The 21276-nt window shown below is 69.9% G+C and carries 20 protein-coding genes and 3 pseudogenes; 13 read left to right on the plus strand and 10 right to left on the minus strand.

Annotated features, from left to right (window positions below; genetic code table 11):
• Positions 1–60: 60 nt before the first annotated feature.
• Positions 61–1545, minus strand: coding sequence for an oligopeptide:H+ symporter (locus ACFWM7_RS20210; RefSeq protein ID WP_383262542.1), 1485 nt, complete (start codon positions 1543–1545; stop codon positions 61–63).
• A 491-nt stretch (positions 1546–2036) separates the two neighbouring features.
• Between ACFWM7_RS20210 and ACFWM7_RS20215 the strand changes: the two genes are divergently transcribed.
• A complete protein-coding gene (locus ACFWM7_RS20215; RefSeq protein ID WP_007450117.1) occupies positions 2037–2714 on the plus strand; it encodes a response regulator transcription factor in 678 nt (225 codons plus the stop codon).
• 55 nt (positions 2715–2769) lie between these two features.
• Positions 2770–4035, plus strand: a complete 1266-nt coding sequence (locus tag ACFWM7_RS20220; protein WP_383262543.1) for an ATP-binding protein — start codon at positions 2770–2772, stop codon at positions 4033–4035.
• A 20-nt stretch (positions 4036–4055) separates the two neighbouring features.
• Here ACFWM7_RS20220 and ACFWM7_RS20225 read toward each other — a convergent pair whose 3' ends face one another.
• A complete protein-coding gene (locus ACFWM7_RS20225) occupies positions 4056–4649 on the minus strand; it encodes a GtrA family protein (RefSeq protein ID WP_383262545.1) in 594 nt (197 codons plus the stop codon).
• A 165-nt stretch (positions 4650–4814) separates the two neighbouring features.
• On the opposite strand from ACFWM7_RS20225, the gene ACFWM7_RS20230 reads away from it, so the two are divergent.
• From ACFWM7_RS20230 to ACFWM7_RS20245, 4 genes are all read left to right on the plus strand, one after another.
• A complete protein-coding gene (locus tag ACFWM7_RS20230) occupies positions 4815–5966 on the plus strand; it encodes a 5-(carboxyamino)imidazole ribonucleotide synthase (RefSeq protein ID WP_383262546.1) in 1152 nt (383 codons plus the stop codon).
• Positions 5963–6502: a 5-(carboxyamino)imidazole ribonucleotide mutase gene (gene purE / locus ACFWM7_RS20235; protein WP_383262547.1), complete on the plus strand. Its 540-nt coding sequence runs from the start codon at positions 5963–5965 to the stop codon at positions 6500–6502. The genes ACFWM7_RS20230 and purE overlap by 4 nt, the downstream gene beginning before the upstream one ends.
• A gap of 10 nt (positions 6503–6512) precedes the next feature.
• Positions 6513–7709, plus strand: a complete 1197-nt coding sequence (locus ACFWM7_RS20240; protein ID WP_383262549.1) for a dipeptidase — start codon at positions 6513–6515, stop codon at positions 7707–7709.
• A gap of 112 nt (positions 7710–7821) precedes the next feature.
• The gene (locus ACFWM7_RS20245) at positions 7822–8178 is read left to right on the plus strand and encodes a pentapeptide repeat-containing protein (protein ID WP_383262550.1); all 357 of its coding nucleotides are present in this window, start codon (positions 7822–7824) and stop codon (positions 8176–8178) included.
• A 207-nt stretch (positions 8179–8385) separates the two neighbouring features.
• Here ACFWM7_RS20245 and ACFWM7_RS20250 read toward each other — a convergent pair whose 3' ends face one another.
• Positions 8386–9573 carry a GDSL-type esterase/lipase family protein gene (locus ACFWM7_RS20250; RefSeq protein ID WP_383262552.1) on the minus strand — a complete coding sequence of 396 codons (1188 nt, stop codon included), beginning with the start codon at positions 9571–9573 and terminating at the stop codon, positions 8386–8388.
• Positions 9574–9654: 81 nt separating this feature from the next.
• Positions 9655–10998, minus strand: coding sequence for a UDP-glucose dehydrogenase family protein (locus tag ACFWM7_RS20255; RefSeq protein WP_383262554.1), 1344 nt, complete (start codon positions 10996–10998; stop codon positions 9655–9657).
• 207 nt (positions 10999–11205) lie between these two features.
• On the opposite strand from ACFWM7_RS20255, the gene ACFWM7_RS20260 reads away from it, so the two are divergent.
• Positions 11206–12378 carry an acyl-CoA dehydrogenase gene (locus ACFWM7_RS20260; RefSeq protein WP_383262570.1) on the plus strand — a complete coding sequence of 391 codons (1173 nt, stop codon included), beginning with the start codon at positions 11206–11208 and terminating at the stop codon, positions 12376–12378.
• A gap of 87 nt (positions 12379–12465) precedes the next feature.
• Here ACFWM7_RS20260 and ACFWM7_RS20265 read toward each other — a convergent pair whose 3' ends face one another.
• Positions 12466–13095 (minus strand): class I SAM-dependent methyltransferase, encoded by a 630-nt coding sequence (locus ACFWM7_RS20265; RefSeq protein ID WP_383262556.1) that lies wholly within the window; start codon positions 13093–13095, stop codon positions 12466–12468.
• 74 nt (positions 13096–13169) lie between these two features.
• On the minus strand, positions 13170–13670 hold the full coding sequence (locus ACFWM7_RS20270; RefSeq protein WP_383262558.1) for a glycine-rich domain-containing protein: 501 nt from the start codon (positions 13668–13670) through the stop codon (positions 13170–13172).
• Positions 13671–13991: 321 nt separating this feature from the next.
• Here ACFWM7_RS20270 and ACFWM7_RS20275 point away from each other — a divergent pair, with 321 nt between their 5' ends.
• The gene (locus ACFWM7_RS20275) at positions 13992–14765 is read left to right on the plus strand and encodes a helix-turn-helix domain-containing protein (protein WP_383262560.1); all 774 of its coding nucleotides are present in this window, start codon (positions 13992–13994) and stop codon (positions 14763–14765) included.
• A gap of 301 nt (positions 14766–15066) precedes the next feature.
• Here the strand turns inward: ACFWM7_RS20275 and ACFWM7_RS20280 are convergent, their stop codons facing one another.
• A complete protein-coding gene (locus tag ACFWM7_RS20280) occupies positions 15067–15627 on the minus strand; it encodes a hypothetical protein (RefSeq protein WP_383262561.1) in 561 nt (186 codons plus the stop codon).
• A 97-nt stretch (positions 15628–15724) separates the two neighbouring features.
• Between ACFWM7_RS20280 and ACFWM7_RS20285 the strand changes: the two genes are divergently transcribed.
• The gene (locus ACFWM7_RS20285; RefSeq protein ID WP_383262563.1) at positions 15725–16249 is read left to right on the plus strand and encodes an AAA family ATPase; all 525 of its coding nucleotides are present in this window, start codon (positions 15725–15727) and stop codon (positions 16247–16249) included.
• A gap of 13 nt (positions 16250–16262) precedes the next feature.
• Here ACFWM7_RS20285 and ACFWM7_RS20290 read toward each other — a convergent pair whose 3' ends face one another.
• Positions 16263–16835, minus strand: a complete 573-nt coding sequence (locus tag ACFWM7_RS20290; protein WP_383262565.1) for a dihydrofolate reductase family protein — start codon at positions 16833–16835, stop codon at positions 16263–16265.
• A 137-nt stretch (positions 16836–16972) separates the two neighbouring features.
• On the opposite strand from ACFWM7_RS20290, the gene ACFWM7_RS20295 reads away from it, so the two are divergent.
• Together ACFWM7_RS20295 and ACFWM7_RS20300 are read left to right on the plus strand one after the other, a co-directional pair.
• A complete protein-coding gene (locus tag ACFWM7_RS20295) occupies positions 16973–17443 on the plus strand; it encodes a hypothetical protein (RefSeq protein ID WP_383262566.1) in 471 nt (156 codons plus the stop codon).
• A gap of 23 nt (positions 17444–17466) precedes the next feature.
• Positions 17467–17942, plus strand: a pseudogene (locus ACFWM7_RS20300) (class I SAM-dependent methyltransferase); the annotation flags it as partial.
• A gap of 13 nt (positions 17943–17955) precedes the next feature.
• Here ACFWM7_RS20300 and ACFWM7_RS20305 read toward each other — a convergent pair.
• Both ACFWM7_RS20305 and ACFWM7_RS20310 read right to left on the minus strand, forming a co-directional pair.
• Positions 17956–18819, minus strand: coding sequence for a hypothetical protein (locus ACFWM7_RS20305; RefSeq protein ID WP_383262568.1), 864 nt, complete (start codon positions 18817–18819; stop codon positions 17956–17958).
• A gap of 153 nt (positions 18820–18972) precedes the next feature.
• Positions 18973–20049, minus strand: a complete 1077-nt coding sequence (locus ACFWM7_RS20310) for a hypothetical protein (protein ID WP_383262569.1) — start codon at positions 20047–20049, stop codon at positions 18973–18975.
• Between the two features lie 469 nt (positions 20050–20518).
• Here ACFWM7_RS20310 and ACFWM7_RS20315 point away from each other — a divergent pair.
• Positions 20519–21031: pseudogene (locus ACFWM7_RS20315) on the plus strand (DUF5753 domain-containing protein); the annotation flags it as partial.
• 5 nt (positions 21032–21036) lie between these two features.
• A pseudogene (locus ACFWM7_RS20320) lies at positions 21037–21183 on the plus strand (DUF397 domain-containing protein); the annotation flags it as partial.
• Between the last annotated feature and the right edge of the window lie 93 nt (positions 21184–21276).

Raw genomic sequence — 21276 nt, forward strand, 5'->3', positions numbered from 1 at the left:
TTCCGGTGCGGCGGCCCTCAGCCGTGGTCACATCCCTGCGCGGGACCTACAGAGCGTCCGTCAGCGGACGTCGCCCATGAGCTGCTTGACCTTGCCGCGGTACATGAAGATCGCGATACCGGCGGCGACGGCGAGCGTCGCCTCCAGCGCCACGACCCCGGTGCCGTTCAGTTCCACACCGGCCAGCGAGAGCAGACCCGTGGTGCAGTCACCGGCGGTGACGGCGAGGAACCAGACACCCATCATCTGGCTGGCGTACTTCTCCGGCGCCATCTTCGTCGTGACGGAGAGGCCGACCGGGGAGAGCGTCAGCTCGGCCACGGTCTGGATGAAGTAGATCGCGACCAGCCACATCGCGGCGGCCTTGTGGCCGTCGCCCGCGATGGTCAGCGGCATCAGGAAGACGAAGAACGAGGCGCCGACCAGCACGAGACCGGAGCTGAACTTCACGATCGTGCTCGGCTCCTTGCCGCGCCGGTTCAGGGCGAGCCAGAAGGCGGCGAAGACCGGTGCGAGCGCCATGATCAGGACCGGGTTGACCGACTGGTACCAGGAGACCGGGAAGTCCCAGCCGAAGACGCTGTTCTCGGCCGAGGACTCGGCGAAGATCGAGAGCGTCGAGCCGCCCTGGTCGTAGATCATCCAGAAGATGGCCGCGGCCACGAAGAACCAGATGTACCCGGTCATCTTCGACTGCTCGGCGGCGCTGAGCTCCTTGTCGCGCTTGATGCGCGTCAGGACCATGACCGGAATGACCAGGCCCGCGATGGTGATCGGGACCAGCAGCCAGTTCAGCGTGTAGACGCCGGTGACGACCGTGCCGATGTAGAAGACGGCGGCGACGCCCAGCCAGATCATCGACTTGCGGAGCGTGGCGGCGCGCTCGTCCTTGGAGAGCGGCTTCGGGACGACGAGGCTGCGCTCGTTCAGGTGGCGGGTGCCGAGGAGGAACTGGACCACGCCCAGGCCCATGCCGAGCGCGGCGAGGGCGAAGCCGAGGTGCCAGTTGACGTTCTCGCCGACGGTGCCGATCACCAGGGGAGCCGCGAAGGCGCCCATGTTGATGCCCATGTAGAAGATCGTGAAGCCACCGTCGCGGCGCGGGTCCTCCGGGCCGTCGTAGAGGTGCCCGACCATCGTGGAGATGTTGGACTTCAGCAGACCGGAGCCGATGGCCACCAGGCCGAGACCGGCGAAGAACGTGCCCTCGGAGGGCAGGGCCAGGGTCAGGTGGCCGAGCATGATGACGCCGCCCGCGATGGCGACGGTCTTGCGCGGGCCCCAGACCCGGTCGCCGAACCAGCCGCCGGGCATCGCGAGCAGGTACACCAGCGACAGGTAGACCGAGTAGATCGCGGTCGCCGTGCCGGCGTTCATGTCGAGCCCGCCGGGCGCGATCAGGTAGAGCGGAAGCAGTGCCCGCATGCCGTAGTAGCTGAAGCGCTCCCACATCTCCGTCATGAAGAGTGTGGCCAGGCCGCGGGGGTGGCCGAAGAAGGTCTTCTCGCCGGAACTGGGCGAGTCCTTCGTCAGGCTGGACGCCATGGTCGATCCTTGCTGGTCGGGACGCGCCGCCTCGTGAGCGGTACGCGCCCGGTGGGGGGCAGCCGGCACCGGCGCGGCGTACCCCGTCCCTCACGCCTGAGGGGGACGTGCTCCGTGCGGCCGGGCTCCTGGCGGAGGCTCGGCGGCGGAGCGGGGAAGAACCGCGTCGGGATCCACACCCGTCGCGCGTCCTCGCGCTCCGGGCCCGGCTCACAGGTCATTCACTCGGAAAAGGCCGGCGGGAACCGGCCCCGCACACAAAAGAGACCCTTGGCGCTCATGGCTGCCCAAAGGTCCTTGAGTAGTGCAACAGGCGTCGGGACACCATACGACACGACACGGCGGGATATGAAAGGACTTGAGACATGGATCACAGGTCCGGATGGAACCACGCTCCCATATTCAAAGGTCTCCGTCCTCTTTGTGGCGCTGACCCGCAGGTGCCGTCGTGGGCCTCACTCGGAGCACCCGGGCCGGACTACCATCAGTCCATGACCCGTGTACTGCTCGCCGAGGACGACGCATCCATCTCGGAGCCACTGGCCCGCGCACTGCGTCGGGAGGGTTACGAGGTCGAGGTCCGCCAGGACGGTCCGACCGCGCTCGACGCCGGACTCCAGGGCGGCATCGACCTGGTCGTCCTCGACCTGGGGCTGCCCGGGATGGACGGTCTGGAAGTCGCCCGCAGGCTCCGGGCCGGCGGCCACACCATCCCGATCCTGGTGCTGACGGCCCGCGCCGACGAGGTCGACACGGTCGTCGGCCTGGACGCGGGCGCCGACGACTACGTCACCAAGCCGTTCCGCCTCGCCGAGCTGCTCGCCCGGGTCCGCGCCCTGCTGCGCCGCGGCGCCTCCGAGCCCGTCCCGCAGCCCGCCACCCACGGCGTCAGGATCGACGTCGAGTCGCACCGGGCCTGGATGGGCGAGGAGGAACTCCAGCTCACCGCCAAGGAGTTCGACCTGCTGCGGGTCCTGGTCCGGGACGCCGGCCGGGTCGTCACCCGCGACCAGCTGATGCGCGAGGTCTGGGACACCACCTGGTGGTCCTCCACCAAGACCCTCGACATGCACATCTCCTGGCTGCGCAAGAAGCTCGGCGACGACGCCGCCAACCCCCGCTACATCGCCACCGTCCGGGGCGTCGGCTTCCGGTTCGAGAAGAGCTGACGTACGAAGCTCCCATGCGTCCTGAAGAGCCTTCCCCCGACCGGACGGGCCGGGTATGCGCCGCCGCCTGATCAACTCCACGCTCGCCGTGGTGCTCGTCGTCATCGCCGTCTTCGGCGTCTCGCTGGTGATCGTGGAGACGCGCACCATCAGCGCCAGCGCCCAGGAGAGCGTCGAGTCCGAGGCGCTCCGGCTGATCAGCGTGGTCGAGAGCCGGCTGCTGGGGGAGGAGGCGATCAACTCCGGCGTGCTGGCCGAGCAGATCGACCCGGCCCGGTTCGCGCTGATCGAGATCCCCGGCCGTGCCCCCATCTCCGTCGGCGAACGTCCCACCGGCAGTGTCCTGCGCGCCACCGAGACCGGGGAGGGGGGCGAGAAGGTCACCGTCGAGGAGTCCCGCTCGTCCGTCACCCGTGAGGTCGGGCGTACGCTCCTGATCATCGGTGCGGTGGCGCTGCTGGCGATCGTCTCGGCCGTGCTCCTCGCCGTACGCCAGGCCAACCGGCTCGCCTCTCCGCTCACCGACCTCGCCGAGACCGCCGAACGCCTCGGCTCCGGAGATCCCCGCCCGCGCCACAAGCGGTACGGGGTGCCCGAGCTGGACCGGGTCGCCGACGTCCTGGACTCCTCGGCCGAGCGGATCGCCCGGATGCTGACCGCCGAACGCCGCCTCGCCGCCGACGCCTCGCACCAACTCCGTACGCCGCTGACCGCGCTCTCCATGCGGATCGAGGAGATCTCCGTCACCGACGATCCCGAGACGGTCAAGGAGGAGGCGAACATCGCCCTCACCCAGGTCGAGCGCCTCACCGATGTCGTCGAACGGCTCCTGACGAACTCCCGCGACCCGCGCACCGGCTCCGCCGTCGTCTTCGACCTCGACGAGATCGTCAAACAGCAGATCGAGGAGTGGCGCCCGGCCTACCGCAGCGCCGGCCGTGCGCTGGTCTGCTCCGGCAAGCACGGGCTGCGGGCCGTGGGCACCCCGGGGGCGGTCGCCCAGGTCCTGGCGGCGCTGATCGAGAACTCCCTCATGCACGGCGGCGGCACCGTCGCCCTGCGCACCCGGGTCACCGGCAACCAGGTGGTCGTCGAGGTCACCGACGAGGGCCCCGGCGTCCCCGCCGAACTGGGCGCGCGGATCTTCGAGCGGACCATCAGCGGCCGCAACTCCACCGGCATCGGCCTGGCCGTCGCCCGCGACCTCGCGGAGGCGGACGGCGGTCGGCTGGAGCTGCTCCAGCAGCACCCGGCGGTCTTCGCACTCTTCCTCAGCCGCGTCCCGGTCGACCGCAGGACCCCTGAGCGCCCGGTGCGCTGAACAACGACCGAGCCGAGGCCTCAGTTCCGTACGGGATCGGGCTCTACGGTCTCCGTCGGCCGCCGCTGTTCCAGAAACCGATCCGCAGGGCGTGCGGCCTCCTCGGCGGAAGAGGGCTCGGCGGAAGAGGGCTCGGTGGGCGAGGGCTCGGCGGGAGAGGACTCGGTGGGCGAGGACTCGGTGGGGAGTGCCTTGAAGACCCAGGTCCGGTAGGACCAGAAGCGGAAGAGGGTCGCGATCCCGATCCCCAGGATCTTGAAGACGTTGCTCTGGACCGGGCTGTTCCAGTCGAAGCCGTACGTCGCCAGGTACAGGACACCGTTCTCGATCACCGCGCCCGCCGCGCTGAACAGCAGGAAGAGGGTCAGCTCGCGGGTCCGGCCGGTCTTGTCACGGTCCCGGTAGGTCCAGTACCGGAAGCCCACGTAGTTGCAGAGGATGGCGACGAAGGTCGCCAGCACGCTCGCCCGGACGACCTGGAGGTCGGTGGTGTGCCGGAGCAGGTTGAAGACGGCGATGTTGACCAGCAGCCCCACCAAACCGACCGCGCCGAACTTGGCGACCTCCCGGGCCAGCAGATCAAGCCGGGCCCGCAGTGCGCCCCGTTCGCTCATGGTGATCGCTCAGTCCGTCCGTTCGGTGGCGTCGACGCAACCACGTCAACTCCGCCATGCTAACCAGCCCGCCCGTGTGACGCCCGTGAGTCCGCAGGGGCTGCGGCGGTGCGGCCATCCGTACGGCCGTCCGGGAACCACCGGCGTGGCGGATACCCTGGAGACGTGACGTTCCCGGTAGTCGGCATGGTCGGCGGCGGTCAGCTCGCCCGCATGACCCACGAGGCGGGTATCCCCCTCGGCCTGAAATTCAAGCTGCTCAGTGACACTCCCCAGGACTCGGCGGCCCAGGTGGTGAGCGAGGTCGTCATCGGCGACTATCGCGACCTGGACACGCTGCGCGCCTTCGCGCAGGGCTGCGACGTGATCACCTTCGATCACGAGCATGTCCCGATCGAGCATCTGCGGGCCCTCGAAGCGGACGGCATCCCCGTGCGCCCCGGCCCCGATGCCCTGGTGCACGCCCAGGACAAGGGGGTGATGCGCGCCAGGCTCACGGAGATCGGCGCCCCCTGCCCCCGTAACCGCATCGTGAGTGACCCGGCCGACGCCGCCGCGTTCGCCGAGGAGATCGGGGGCTTCCCCGTCATCCTCAAGACCGTGCGCGGCGGCTACGACGGCAAGGGCGTGTGGGTGGTCCGCTCCGAGGCGGACGCGGCCGACCCGTTCCGCGCCGGGGTTCCGGTCCTCGCGGAGGAGAAGGTCGACTTCGTACGGGAGCTGGCGGCGAACATCGTCCGCTCGCCGCACGGCCAGGCCGTCGCCTACCCGGTCGTCGAGTCGATCCAGGTCGACGGCGTCTGCGACACGGTGATCGCCCCGGCGCCCGACCTGTCCGAGGAGCTGGCCGGCGAGGCCCAACAGCTCGCGCTGCGCATCGCCGCCGAGCTGGACGTCGTCGGCCACCTCGCGGTCGAGCTGTTCGAGACCCGCGGACCCGACGGGAAGCCCGGCATCCTGGTCAACGAGCTGGCGATGCGCCCGCACAACTCCGGCCACTGGACCCAGGACGGCGCGATCACCTCGCAGTTCGCCAACCACGTACGGGCGGTCCTCGACCTCCCGCTCGGCGACCCGCGCCCGCGCGCCCCCTGGACGGTCATGTGCAACGTCCTGGGCGGCGACTACCCGGACATGTACCAGGCGTACCTGCACTGCATGGCCCGCGACCCGCAGCTCAAGATCCACATGTACGGCAAGGACGTGAAGCCCGGCCGCAAGGTCGGCCACGTCAACACCTACGGCGACGATCTGGCGGACGTGCGGGAGCGCGCCCGGCACGCGGCCGACTACCTGCGAGGAACGATCACCGAATGACTTCCCCCTCCGCACCGGCGCCCGTGATCGGCATTGTGATGGGCTCGGACTCCGACTGGCCCGTCATGGAGGCGGCGGCCAAGGCGCTCGACGAGTTCGAGATCCCGTACGAGGTCGACGTCGTCTCCGCCCACCGCATGCCGCGCGAGATGATCGCGTACGGCGAGGAGGCCGCAGGCCGCGGCCTGAAGGCGATCATCGCAGGCGCGGGCGGAGCGGCCCACCTGCCCGGGATGCTGGCCTCGGTCACCCCGCTGCCGGTCATCGGCGTGCCGGTGCCGCTGAAGTACCTGGACGGCATGGACAGCCTGCTCTCCATCGTCCAGATGCCCGCCGGGGTTCCCGTCGCCACGGTCTCGGTCGGCGGCGCGCGCAACGCGGGCCTGCTGGCCGCCCGGATCCTGGCCGCGTCCGACCCGGTCCTCCAGGAGCGGATGCAGGAGTTCCTCTCGGAGCTGAACGCCCAGGCCACGGAGAAGGGCAAGCGCCTGCGCTCCAAGGTCCAGGGCTCCGACTCCTTCGGCTTCGGAAAGTAGGGGCCGGCCGATGGACTACGTGCGGCGCGCCCGCGAGCTCCTCGCCGCCCACCCCGTCGTCGACGGTCACAACGACCTCCCCTGGGCCCTGCGCGAACAGGTCGGCTACGACCTCGACGCGCGGGACATCGCCGCCGACCAGCGCGGCCTGCTCCACACCGACCTGAACCGGCTGCGGGCCGGCGGGGTCGGCGGCCAGTTCTGGTCGGTGTACGTCCGCACCGACCTGACCGGCGACGCGGCGGTCAGCGCCACCCTGGAGCAGATCGACGTCGTCGGCGAGCTGATCGCCCGCTACCCGACGTACCTGCGCCGGGCGCTCACCGCCGACGACCTGGAGAAGGCCCGCGCCGAGGGCCGGATCGCCTCCCTGATGGGCGCCGAGGGCGGCCACTCCATCAACAACTCGCTGGGCACCCTGCGCGCCCTGTACGACCTGGGCGTCCGCTACATGACGCTCACCCACAACGACAACATCGACTGGGCCGACAGCGCGACGGACCTGCCGCGCCTCGGCGGGCTCTCCGCCTTCGGCCACGAGGTCGTCCGCGAGATGAACCGCATCGGCATGCTGGTCGACCTGAGCCACGTGGCCGACGGCGTCATGCGCGACGCGCTCGCCACCAGCACCGCGCCGGTGATCTTCTCGCACTCCTCGGCCCGCGCCGTCTGCGACCACCCGCGCAACATCCCCGACGACGTGCTGGCGGCCCTCCCGGCCAACGGCGGTGTAGCGATGGCGACGTTCGTCCCGAAGTTCGTGCTCCCCGAGGCCGTCGCCTGGACCCTGGCCGCCGACCGCAACATGCGCGAGCACGGGCTGCACCACCTCGACACCACCCCGGTCGCGATGCGCATCCACGAGGACTTCGAGGCGGCCCACCCGCGCCCCGAGGCCACCGCGTCGACCATCGCGGACCACCTCGACCACATGCGCGAGGTCGCGGGCGTCGACCACATCGGCATCGGCGGCGACTACGACGGCACGGCGTTCACCCCGCGCGGCCTGGAAGACGTCTCCGGCTACCCGAACCTGATCGCCGAGCTGCTGCGACGCAACTGGTCCGAGGGCGACCTCGCCAAGCTGACCTGGCAGAACTCCGTACGCGTCCTGCGCGACGCGGAGGCCGTGGCCCGCGACGAGCAGAGCGGGCGCGGCCCGTCCCACGCCACGATCACGGAGCTGGACGGGCAGCGGACGCGCTGACCCGTGCACGCCCTCTGACGACACGGAAGATTCGGGCAATCATCCCCATATCTGGCGCAACCTCGTGTTAGGGATAGCGGCAGGAAATCCCCTCAACAGGAGGTACGCAGCGATGCGCACGAATCTTCTCCGCAGCACGACCGCGCTCGGTGCCGCGGCCGTGCTGGCCATCGGCGGCGCGGGCGTGGCCGCCGCCGACGGTGTGGGTAACGCGGGCATCGGGAACAAGGGCGTCGGCAACGCGGGCATCGAGAACATGGGCCTGGGCAACGCGGGCGGCTTCAACGGTGGCATCGGCAACGCCGGCCTCGGCAACTGGGGCTGGGGCAACGCCGGTATCGGCAACACGGGCATCGGCAGCCACGGCCACGGCAACTCGGGCCTCGGCAGCTCCGGCATCGGCAACACCGGCGTGGGCAGCTCCGGCATCGGCAACACCGGCGTGGGCAGCTCCGGCATCGGCAATTGAATCGCCTCACGCGCCCGGCCGACACCGGCCAGGCACCCCCGGGCCGGCCGCCCGCTCCATCAGCGGCCGGCCCGCGTGCGTGGGGCCCGGGCGGCTTCAGGCGCCCGAGAGGCATCAGCCGCCCGAGAGGTACCAGGCGCGGGAGCGGACCTCGGGTGCCGGAGCGGACCTCGGGTGCCGGAGCGGACCTCGGACGCCTGAGCGGCTTCAGGGACGCTCCGCCGCCTCCGCGAACGGTCCCCCCGGACCGAAGGCCAGCGCCCCGAAGCGCTCGCCGATGCGGCGGTGGGCGGCGGCGCACGGGTGGAGCCGGTCGGGCAGCGGCAGCTCGGCGTGGTCGGCCTCGCCGTACAGGGCCAGGCCGTCCAGGTGGAAGAGATACGGGTCCGACGCCGCCCGCTCCGCCACGATCCGGGCCAGCTCCTCCCGTACGACGCGCAGCGTCAGCTTCCCGCGAGCCGCGTCGGCGGGGTCGCCCAGGGCGGTGAACCCGACCTGCCCGCCGGAGATGTCCGGGGCGGCGGGCCCGGGAGTGTCCTCCTGTACGGGGCAGAGGATGGGCGAGACGACGAGCAGCGGCGTGGTGGGGTGCCCGTCGCGGACGGTGTCGAGGAACCCGTGCACGGCCGGACCGAAGTCGCTCAGCCGCATCGCATCGCGGTTGACGAGGTTGATGCCGATCTTGACGCTGATCAGATCGGCGGGGGTGTCCCGCAGGGTGCACGCGGTGAACGGGTCGAGGAGCGCGCTGCCCGCCAGCGAGACGTTGACCAGCTCCACGCCCCCCGCCGCGGCGGCCAGGGCGGGCCAGGCGGTCGCCGAGCTGTCGGCCGATGAACCCTGGCTGATGGAGCTGCCGTGGTGCAGCCAGACCGGCCGGCCGCCCGGCTCCGGGGCTGCCACGGGCGCGTCGGTGCGCAGCGCGATCAGCTCGGTGGTCTCGGTGTACGGCAGCCAGATCTCGACGGTCTTCTCCCGCGCGGGCAGCCCGGTGAAGGACACCGCCCCGACGCTGCCGGGGAACAGCTCCCGTGACCCGTCGGACAGGTCGACCATCAGCACGTTGCCGCCGCTCGCCGAGGCCCGGCCGGCCGGCTCCCCGTCGACGTACAGGTCGTACGCGCCGTCCGGGCGGGGCGGGACGCCCCGGTGGGCCATCACCGTGCGCAGGACGTCCAGCTCCACGGCGGTGGCCCGGGTGCGGAAGACCACGCGGACGCCCGAGGGTTCCGACTCCGCCTGCGCCACCTGCTCGTCGCCGCCGAATTGGGCGCGGGCCGGGGCGGGCAGTCGATGGGGGAGGAGGCCGCCGCGCTCGGTGCGCTCCAGTTCGAGCGCGCCGCGCAGCAGGTCGTCGGTGAGGGGGGTGGTGATCCAGTCGCGCGAGTGGTCCATGTGCTCAGCCTGTCCGCCGGAGGCGGGGCCGAAGCCGTACGACCGCTGTCGGACGGATATCGGGGCGAAGCCAGGGGGTGTCTAGGCCTTAGGGCGGCCCATCGCCCGGTACGTCCACCCGGCCTCGCGCCACACCGCGCTGTCCAGGGCGTTGCGCCCGTCCAGGATGATCCGGCGGGAGACGGCCTCACCCAGCTCCGCTGGGTCCAGCTCGCGGAACTCGCGCCACTCCGTCAGGTGCAGCACCACATCCGCGCCGCGCACGGCCTCCAGCGCGGAGTCGGCGTAACCGAGGGTCGGGAAGAGCCGCCGGGCGTTGGCCATCCCCTTCGGGTCGAACACGGTCACCTGACCGCCCTGGAGGTGGATCTGCCCGGCGACGTTGAGCGCGGGGGAGTCGCGTACGTCGTCGGAGTCGGGCTTGAACGCGGCGCCCAGGACGCCCACCCGCTTACCGAGGAACGAACCGCCGCCGACGGCCTCCCGGGCCAGCTCCACCATGTGGCCGCGGCGGCGCATGTTGATGGAGTCGACCTCGCGGAGGAAGGTGAGGGCCTGGTCCGCGCCCAGCTCGCCCGCGCGGGCCATGAAGGCGCGGATGTCCTTGGGCAGGCAACCGCCGCCGAAGCCGATGCCGGCCCGCAGGAACTTCTTCCCGATCCGCTCGTCGTGCCCGATGGCCTCGGCGAGCTTCACGACGTCGCCGTCGGCGGCCTCGCAGACCTCGGCCATGGCGTTGATGAAGGAGATCTTGGTGGCGAGGAAGGAGTTGGCGGAGGTTTTCACCAGCTCGGCGGTCGGGAAGTCGGTGACGACGAACGGCGAGCCTTCGGCGACCGGCACGGCGTACACCTCGCGCAGCAGCTTCTCGGCGGTCTCGCTGCGGACGCCCACCACGATCCGGTCGGGATGCAGCGTGTCCTTGACGGCGAAGCCCTCGCGGAGGAACTCCGGGTTCCAGGCCAGCTCGGCCCCGGCCCCCACCGGAGCCAGCTCGGCGAGCCGGTCGGCGAGACGGGCGGCGGAGCCCACGGGGACGGTCGACTTGCCGACGACCAGGGCGGGCCGGGTCAGATGCGGGGCGAGCGCGTCGAAGGCGCTGTCCACATAGCTCATGTCGCATGCGTACTCGCCGTGCTTCTGCGGCGTGTTCACACAGACGAAGTGGACGTCGCCGAACTCCGCGACCTCCTCCCAGGAGGTGGTGAAGCGCAGCCGCCCGGTGGACCCCGCGATGCCGGCCACATGCCGCTGGAGCATTTCCTCCAGCCCCGGCTCGTACATCGGCACGCGCCCGCTGGACAGCAGCTCGATCTTCTCCGGCACGATGTCCAGCCCCAGGACCTCGAAGCCCAGCTCGGCCATGGCCGCGGCATGGGTGGCGCCGAGATAGCCGGTGCCGATCACAGTGATCCTGAGGGCCATGGAGTGCTCCTGGGAGGTACGGACGGACGTGCGGACCGAGCATAGTCGGGGACCGGCAGCCCGGAATTCACCGCTCCATCTGCGTGGAAGGCCCCCTATGTCCCACCCCTGTCGGCAAGCTCACGTACGCGGTACGTATGCCGTCGGACGGTCGGCGCACTAAAATTGAGTTACTTAACGGTAGTTAGCATCTGGGGAGTGAGCGTCTTGGCGGGTTCGACCGATTTCGACCTGTACCGTCCGGCCGAGGAGCACGACATGCTCCGGGAGACCATCCGCGCGCTCGCCGAGACGAAGATCGCCCCCTTCGCCGCCGCGGTCGACGAGGAGGCCCGCTTCCCGCAGGAGGCGCTGGACGCCCTGGTCGCCTCGGACCTGCACGCCGTCCACGTCCCGGAGGAGTACGGCGGGGCCGGCGCCGACGCGCTCGCCACGGTCATCGTGATCGAGGAGGTGGCCCGCGCCTGCGCCTCCTCCTCCCTGATCCCGGCGGTCAACAAGCTCGGCTCGCTCCCGGTGATCCTCTCCGGCTCCGAAGAGCTGAAGCGGAAATACCTGGGTCCGCTGGCCAAGGGCGACGCGATGTTCTCGTACGCCCTCTCCGAGCCGGACGCCGGCTCGGACGCGGCGGGCATGAAGACGAAGGCCGTGCGCGACGGCGACTTCTGGGTCCTCAACGGCGTGAAGCGCTGGATCACCAACGCGGGCGTCTCCGAGTTCTACACGGTCATGGCCGTCACCGACCCGACCAAGCGCTCCAAGGGCATCTCGGCGTTCGTCGTCGAGAAGTCCGACGAGGGCGTCTCCTTCGGCGCCCCGGAGAAGAAGCTCGGCATCAAGGGCTCCCCGACCCGCGAGGTCTACCTCGACAACGTCCGCATCCCCGCGGACCGCATGATCGGCGAGGAGGGCACGGGCTTCGCCACCGCGATGAAGACCCTGGACCACACCCGCATCACGATCGCGGCCCAGGCCCTCGGCATCGCCCAGGGCGCGCTGGACTACGCGAAGGGGTACGTCCAGGAGCGCAAGCAGTTCGGCAAGCCGATCGCGGACTTCCAGGGCATCCAGTTCATGCTCGCCGACATGGCGATGAAGCTGGAGGCGGCGCGTCAGCTCACGTACGCGGCGGCGGCCAAGTCCGAGCGCGTTGCCGCCGGAGGTGGAGAAGGAGACCTCACCTTCCAGGGCGCGGCGGCCAAGTGCTTCGCCTCGGACGTCGCGATGGAGGTCACCACGGACGCCGTCCAGCTGCTCGGCGGCTACGGCTACACGCGGGACTACCCGGTCGAGCGGATGATGCGCGACGCCAAGATCACCCAGATCTACGAGGGCACGAACCAGGTCCAGCGCATCGTGATGGCCAGGAACCTGCCGTAACGCCTTCTGCGCAGCGCTGCTTACTACGGCCCCCGGTGATCCTGCCGGGGGCCGTTCGCATGCGCGAGGGCCGGGTGAATCACGAGGTCAGGGAGCCGTAGAGCGGACCAGCATCGTGCCCACGGCCCGGCCTTCCGGTGGATCGACGAGGGACGCCGACGCCGCGGTGAAGCCGTGGCCCGTCAGGATCTGCTCCCACTCACCCGGGGAGTGATCGTGCCGCATTCCCGATGAGCCGGGTTGCGGGCTCTGACCGCCTGGAGGCAGGTGCGAAAAGGCCAGAACGCCGCCTGACGTCATGCGGGATCGAATCAGCGGTAGCAGGGTGTGCGGATCGACGAACCACACGGCACCAAAGATGGAGAGCACGACGTCAAACATCTCGTCCGTCTCGGTCAGGAATGCCGTCACCTCTGCGGTGCGAAACTCAAGACCGGCCAGGCCAGCCCAACGCTCCTTCGCGACCGTTTCGCGGGCAGGTGCAACGTCCACTCCCAGGCCCGTCGCACCGAGCGTGACCAGGTGCGCCAGGTTGCTCCCGCTGCCTGAGCCGAGTTCCAGCACCCGACGTCCGGCGACGGGTCCTAGAACGCTCTCGTTCGGTCCGTGATCGGCGTACTGAGTCCAGTTCAACCACGTAGTCTCGCCCGTGGCGTTCACTGCCCTGCGCGGCTTGCTTCCGACCGCGTATTTGTCCCAGGACTCAGCCAATGACATGCGGTGATCCTTTCCAGCAGAAGGGGCCTACTCCCAACGTACGGGGTAGGCCCCAACTCAACGGCTACGCAGTTCTACTTGGGTGAGTCGTGGCACCCGGCGTGGCACTGGTTGCAGTCGGCTGCACTCTCCATGCCCCACAGGTCGGGGTCGATCTCGAACCCGGCCGCCTTGACGGCCTTGATCGTCTGCTCCAGGACCAGCGGGCCGCCGGTCCTGGAGTCGTGCCCGTCCCGCGTCGCCTCGTCGTCGCTGAGACGTTGGACCCCGGCCCTCGTTCCCGGAAGCTCGGGAACGTGGTGGATGTACCGGCCGAAGTGCCGGTTGGTGAAGTGGTGATAGGGGATCGAGTCCAGCATGAACGAGTGCCACGCCTCGTCCACCTGCTCGGACGGACCCATGAGAAGGTCCGGGTTCTCGCCGCACGTGACCAGGTAGGCGATGGCCTGCCCGAACTTGGCCTCCGCGAGTTCGCGGGTGTTCTCCGGGTTCCGGAGGAGGAGGGTGACCTCCCGCTCCCACACGTCCGGCGTGACGTACGTCTTCGGGTCGCGGATCACTACTGCCGTACTCATGCTGGCCTACCTCCACGTAGTTGGATGTCCGACGTGCTCCGTTCATGCCACCCGCCTCTGCACCTCGGGCACAGGCACGGGGGCATAACGCCAGTCGCGAGGGGCGCTCCGCCCTCACCCTCATACAGGGTTCGCGACTCGGTCTGCGTACCGTCGGCTCTCACCTTGTAGGCGCTGATGCGGATGGACATGTCGACCATGCTCCGGATTAACCTCGACCATTGCGGCGACGTTCGAGACGACCCTCCGGCGTCATCTCGACGTCGTTCCGAGGGCGTCAAACCGGTGTCATTGGAGGTCCCGCGTCGCTAGCCTCGGACCATGACGACTACGGCCGAGCGCGAGCGAGTTCCCAACGACGTCCTGACCTCCGTACGCAAGTCGATGAATCTCAGCCAAGACGAGTTCGCCCAGGGATTACGTGGGGCGGGGGAAGAGCTGGGCGAACCGAACGATGCCTCCAAGCGACTTGTGCAGCGTTGGGAGTCCGGGATGACCAGGACGTGCCGCCCGCTGTACGCGCGAGCGCTGAAACAGTTCACTGGCCGCGCTCCCGAGTCACTAGGCTTTGCGATCCCCATGACACGCGTCCACTCAGACGGCGCAGGAGGCCACGATATGGAAGCTAGGGAAGTCGGCACGACCAGTGCCGTCACAAGTCCGGAGCCGGAGACGCAGGGAGAGTACGCAGGTATCTGGCTGTCTCGGTACGAGTTCTACTCGTCCAGCCGTGACGAGACTTTCGACTGCAAGCACCATGTCGTCATCGTCCAGCACGGCAACAGGCTGACAGCCCAGAGCCTGCCCGGGGCGTCGACCAACCCGGACAGCCCCCTGTCTTTGGACCTGACCGTGGACCGGAACATCATCACAGGCACGTGGACGGAACAGACGGCGTTGGACGGCTACTACCACGGTGCCCGCTACCACGGTGCTGTTCAGCTACTGATCGAGCCGACGGGTCGCCGTATGGCAGGCAAGTGGGTGGGGTTCGGGAAAGACTTCGACGTGAACAGTGGGCCCTGGGAGCTGCGCCTACTCGACCGCTCCACCGGACGGGCCAGCGTCGAAAGGTACTCGGCTTCCCCAGAGTGAGCGCCAGGTTGGTCACGTTCCTCGTGCGTGAGGGCACCGCTTCTGGACTGATCCTGGGGGAACCCTGGGCGGCCCCCTCACTTTCAGTGTGTTCTGGCAGGCCAGGTCGATGTATGCCGTAGAGCACCCAGATCTACGAGGGCACGAACCAGGTCCAGCGCATCGTGATGGCCAGGAACCTGCCGTAACGCCTTCTGCGCAGCGCTGCTTACTACGGCCCCCGGTAACACTGCCGGGAGCCGTCGCGTCGTCGGTATCCGTGCTGGTCCGCCGGCACGCGGGAATTAAGGATTTCGGGAACTCAGGGGGCGAGTGGATCCCTCCCGGCATCGCCGTCGTCGAGTGAGTCCGGGTCGTGGAAGACGATCTCCGCGCGGACGGGCTGGTCGGTCGCGGGCGGCTTGGACCACGCAAGGCGGATTTTCATCGGCTTGAAGCCGTGCGGACCGCTGCCCCGCAAACGGGCCAGCGTCACTCCGTCCTCGCTGGGGAGGAGGATGACCGACAGAATCAGTGCGGCCACCGCGAGAGCGGCGGGCACGAGGGTCCGGGATTCGGTCCCCGAGTCGCTGCTGATCACCCTCGCCGTGATCACGATGAGCACCGCGAGTGCGGCCGTCGCGACGAGCCCGAGGGCAAGCCATACCCGCTGGCGCGCCTTGGCGCGTGCCCGACTGCGCAGCCGGAAGCCGACCATGTCACCACAGGTGGCGCACCGCAAATACCCGGTCCGGACACCCTCGGGCGGCCGGTCGACCCAGGCGGTCTGGATCCGGTAGTAGTGGTAGGTGGCCGATCCACGGTGCTCGGTGTGCGTCATATGGATCAGCCGCATTCCGACCCTGGGCCCGATCTGCTGCACTCCGTCCTCCGCTCGCCGTGAGCATCCTCGGTCCGACCAAGGTACGGCTGAACTGGGCTGCCTGCCCAGGAAGTTCGGCTGCCTCTAGGGTGGAGCAATGATCATCTGGCTGAACGGAACCTTCGGCGCGGGCAAGACCACCACCGCGAAGGAGGTGACCTCGCTCCTGCCGGACTCCCGGCTCTTCGACACCGAGAAGGTCGGCGAGATGCTCTGGCACGTTCTCGGCGTCCCGGAGAAGGACTTCCAGGACTTCCCGCCCTGGCGGGGCCTGGTCGTGGAGACGGCGCGGCAGGTGCTCGACCACGTGGGCGGCACGCTGGTGGTTACGCAGACCGTCCTGGTCGAGGCATATTGGCGGGAGATCCACGACGGCCTGGCCCGGGCCGGTATCCCCGTGCACCACTTCCTGCTCCACACCGACCGGGACACCCTCGTCAAGCGCATCGAGACCGACACCAAGCCCGAGAGCGCCGGTGCCAAGCAGTGGCGCCTGGACCACCTCACCGACTACGAGCAGGCGCTTCCCTGGCTCCGCCGGGAGGCTCAGGTGGTCGACACCACCGGTGTCCTGCCCGCCGAGGCGGCGGAGACCGTCCTGCGAGGGGTACGCACCGGCTGACCGGCCCGACGCGTCAGCGGACGACGTCGAACACGTTCTTCTGGATGCCGTTCGCGTACGCCTCGTGCTCGACCAGCTTCAGCTTCTGCTGGTCCTTGTCGGTCGCGCTGAACAGCCGCTTGCCCGCGCCGAGCAGGAGCGGGAAGACGAGCAGGTGGTACCGGTCGATCAGGTCGGCGTCGGCGAGATTCCGGTTCAGCTCGGTGCTGCCGTGCACGATGATCGGGCCGCCCTCGGTTTCCTTCAGCGCGGCGACCTCGTCCAGCGACCGCAGGATGGTGGTCTCACCCCAGTCGGACACCAGGTCGCCGTCGGTCAGCTTGGTGGAGACGACGTACTTCGGCATCGCCTTGTACCCGGTGAACTCCTCCATGCCCGGCCACACCGGGCTGAACGCCTCGTAGCTGGCCCGGCCCAGCAGCAGGGCCGCGGCCTCGTCCTGTTCCCGGCTCTTGAGCTCGTACGCCTCCGGCAGGAACTCGATGTCCTTGAACGTCCACCCCGAGTTCCGGTAGCCGGGCTCGCCGCCCGGGGCCTCCATGACACCGTCGAGCGAAACGAAGGCGGTACTGATCAGGGTGCGCATCGGGGTCTCCTGAGTATCTCGTACGGGCATCTCGTGGGGCACCCACTCTTACGGATGTACTGACCGCGCACCCCACCGAAACTCATCGGTCCAGCCAGGCCCATCCGTCCGGACCACGGCCGGTAGCCTCCCTCCCCATGACCGAACTCGACAGGCTGACCGCCCTCTTCAGCGCCCTGGGGGCGGATGCCGACGCCCGGGACTGGGCCGAGTCCGAGGCGGAGGAGGGGCTGCCGCAGCTCGCCCGCTACCGCCTCCTGCGGACGGTCTGGCAGGACGTCGACGCCTGGGGCACGGCCGCCCGGCAGTGGGTGGACGCCTACCGGACGGACGGGGCGGCGGCCGACGCCGTCGACCGGGCCCTCACGGCCGGGCTCACCCCCGAGGACCTCGGCGCGCTGGCCCGCGAGGTCGCGAGGGAGACCGCGTTCGGGGTGCTGCACGCCTTGGCGGACCCGGCGGACGGGTCGCTCCCCGCCGACGTCGAGGAGCAGTTGCCCGGCTGGCGGCTCGCAGAGCTGGACGCGGCCGGCGCACCGACCGGCCGCCATCTCGACGCCCTCCACGAGGACTTCGCCGAACTCGAACCGAAGGGGATCGCGCCATGACCGACGCGAAGGACGCACCCGCCATGACCGACGTGGCCCCCGCACCCACCCCCTTCGACCGCGCGCCGAGCGGCGCATCTGGTCCGGCAAGGCCGAGCCGTACGCCCGTACCTACGCCCGGCTCTGCGCCCACCCGGTGGCCGCCCTCCTCGACGCCGCCGAGGTCGGGCCCGGCAGCCGCGTCCTCGACGTGGGCTGCGGCAGCGGGACCGTCAGCGCGGCGGCGGTCGCGCGCGGGGCGTCCGTGTACGCGGCCGACGCCGAACCCGGCATGGCGGAGGCGACCCGCCGGGCCGTGCCGACCGCCGACGTACGTGTAGCGCACCTCCCGGAACTGCCGTACGAGGACGACACGTTCGACGCCGCCATCGGCAACTTCGTCCTCAACCACGTGGGCCGCCCCCGCGAAGCCCTGACCGAACTGCGCCGCATCACCCGCCCCGGCGGCCGAGTAGCGGTCACCATCTGGCGTTCGCCCGGAGCCCCCGGCCAGACCCTGCGGTGGGCAGACCCTAGACACGTTTGATGACCCAGGCCAGGGCCAGCCACGGTGTGCAGGCGGCCGCGAAGGACAGGAGCCAGCCCGCCCAGGTGGGCGTCAAGAAGAACGCGCCGGGCAGCAGGAGGAGCACACCGACACAGAGCACCAGCACCGCCACCCCGTGGACGTCACCCCGGAACCTCCGGGCGCGGTGGACCCCGGCGCGGTCGTAGATCCCGCAGCCGAATGCGGCCACGAACAGGGCCACGGCCCAGATCCACAGGAGTGCCATGCCGCCGCTGAGGAGGCCGGTGTCGTGATACCGCCCGCCGAGCCCGGTGCGGCCCGGGGCGTACAAAATGCTCACCGTGTCACCCTCGGCCGGCACCCCGAGAGTCCTCGCGCCCGGGACGGTGAGGCTGCGGGGGCCGTCGTCGAACCGCAGGGTCACGACGACGTCGGCCGCGTACTCGTCGACGTCGTTCACGTTCACGCCGGTCAGCCGTGGTTCGCTCACCGTCCTGTCGATGGGGACCTCCTGGACGTCCCCTCCGGCGGCGTACACCTCCGATGCCCAACGCCCCTGCTCCCCGTCCGGGCCGACCGCCTGGACCAGCGCCGCACCACTCGCCAGCGGGAGCAGGACCGCGACCAGGAGGGGCAGGCCCCGCGAGGGACGCCGCTCCGGCCGTGCGGGCTTGTCCAGATCGACCGCGGCCGCGCTCCGTGAGCGCACGGAGACCGTCATCCACACCAGTACGCACAACAGCGAGCAGCCGAACAGCCCGAGCCGCAGATCCCGTGCGTCCACCCGGGGAGGCAAGGGCAGGATGGCCGCGATCAGCGTGGCGCTCACCGCCACCATCACCAGCATCCCGGTCACCCGCGTGCTCACCGACGAATCTCGCGGCGATCGTGTGCGCAAGGCCCCACGCTCCTCCCCCCGGAGCCCCCGCGTGGTCAGCACCCGTCGGCCTCGGACGCTCCCGCGTCCGGGTGGGCCGAGCGTAGCGGGTTCGTACGGACATCCGTCAGGTGTTTGTCCACGCTAGGCCGCCTCCCAGTGCTGGGCCCGGCAGTCGCGGCAGTGGCCCGGGTGGTGCGAGCGGAAGGCCCGGTCGCAGTCCTCGCAGGTCTGGAACGGGGTCACCGGCGCACGGCGAGGTGGCGCGAGGGCGTGGAGGCCGGGGAGCGGCGGCGGCAGGAGGACCGTGAGGCGGTGCCTGAGAAGCCTCGCCGGGTGCTTCAGCGGGTGCGGGAGGTCGGCCGTGAGGGTGTGCCGGATCGCGTCGGTGGTCGCGTCGCGTTCGAGCCAGGCGGCCACCCCGGGGGTCAGCTCCTCGACGTCCTCTTCCGAAAGCACCAGCTCTTCCGCGTGACGCCGCAGGTCGGCGAGGAGCGCGGAGGAGGCCTGCCGAAGCTCCGGAGTGAGCACGTGGGGGTGGGGGAGCGGCCGGCGTGGCTGCTTGGGTGCGGTCCGCGACGGTAAGCGGACCGGGGCGTACGGTGCTTCCGGCGCGGGGATGGGCTCCGGTACGGGGCGGGGTTCCGGTACGGGGGTGGGCTCGGGTACGCGGATGGGCTCCGGTACGGCGGGGGGCTCCCGCACCGGTGTCGGCTCCGGTACGCGGATGTGTTCCGGTACGAGGGTGGGCGCGGGCCCAGGGTTGCGTACCTCGGGGCCCACCACGGGCACGGCAGGCACCACGGGCACGGCAGGCACCACGGGTACAGCACGCACAGCAGGCATCACGGGCGCCGCCCCCGGCTGGTTGCAGAACACCGTGCGGGTGGCCACCCGGCCCCTCGTGAGCCTCACGCGGGTGCGGTGCAGGTAGCCGTGGGCCTCCAACTCGCGCAGGGCGGAGGCGATCTTCACCTCGCCTTCGGGGAAGCGGGCCGCGAGCGTCTTGATGCCGACCTCCGCTCCGGCGGGCAGCGACTGGATGTGGACGCCGACCCCGATCGCGACGAGGGACAGCTCCGCGTGCTGGGCGAGGTGGTTGCCGACGACCGTGAACCGGCTCGTGTGCGGGATCACGGCGTGAAGGACGCCGGACGGCGGGACGGGCCCGGGAATTCCGGCCAGGGCATGGGTCAGGGCGATATCGTGCTGGGTATCCATCGGGAAGGTCTCTGCTTCCTTGGTGGTCAGGTCCTCGCTCGGGATTGCCGTCCCGGCGGGGGCCGTCTCATGTCTGGGTGTTGGTCAGCGTGAGCATATGCCTGCCAACCCGGCCAAAATCCAGCTCAGTTCATGAATCTCACCCGCGCGAGTGACGAGCCCTCCCGCAGCTGACCACCGGGATCAGGTGGGGTGGGTGGGGTTATTTCTCTTGGTTCTTTAAGTAGTTGATGTCGTGGCCCACCAAGTCGCGGTCGGGCACGATCCGGTGGACCCGCACCGGGTCGTGACGCGCCCCGACCCGGGTGTGAGCAGCGATTTCGGGTGGATTTCCAGGGATCCGCCCTTCGGTCCGGCTCGCCGTTCTTACGCTGCCCACCATGGCTGCTGAAGACGAAGACGTATCCGAGCCCGATCTCGGCCTCGACATCGATCCGGCCGACGATTCCAGCGCGGTGATCGCCGCCGTGGGGCGTACGGAAATCACAACGTCCACGGGTTGCTCCAGACCGCCGAATACGCCCGCGCGCTCTACGAGATGCGGCGGCCGGCCTTCGGTGCCGACGAAATCGAACGGTACGTCGCCGCACGAATGGCACGTCAGGAGATTTTCCAGCGGAAGCCCTTGACCATGCTCACTTTCGTCCAGGAGGAGGTGACGATCCGACGGCCCCTCGGCGGGCGAGCCGTCCTCCGGCGTCAGCTCGAACACCTGCTGGAGATCGGGAAGTTACGGAATGTCGAGATCCAGGTGATGCCGACCGACCGCGAGGACCACGCAGGCATGGGCGGTCAGCTCCAGCTTCTCAAGTTCAGCGACGGCAGGGCGGTGGGACACTGGGAAGGGCAGTTGTTCAACCGTCTGACCTTCGACCCCAAGGAGATTCGGATCCTGGGGCAACGGCTCGGTCTCGTCCGGGCTCAGGGTCTCAGCCCACGGGAGTCGACGGCCTTCATCGAAAAAGTACTGGGAGAGACATGACGCGCATGCCCCCGAGCGGTGACACGTCCGCGTTGGAGTGGTTCAAGAGCAGCTACAGCAGCAACGACGGTCCCGAATGCGTCGAGGTCGCCGCCGCCCCCAGCGCCGTGCACGTCCGCGACTCCAAGGACCTCGCCAGGTCACCGCTCGGGATCATCATCGAGTCGGTGCGCTTGCCCTCGGCCGAGCCGGTGCGCAGCCGCTTCTTCTCCTCGTCCGACATGCCCTCCCGGCTGTCGGACCCG

This window comes from Streptomyces sp. NPDC058375, from assembly GCF_042723425.1.
Lineage (GTDB): Bacteria > Actinomycetota > Actinomycetes > Streptomycetales > Streptomycetaceae > Streptomyces > Streptomyces durocortorensis.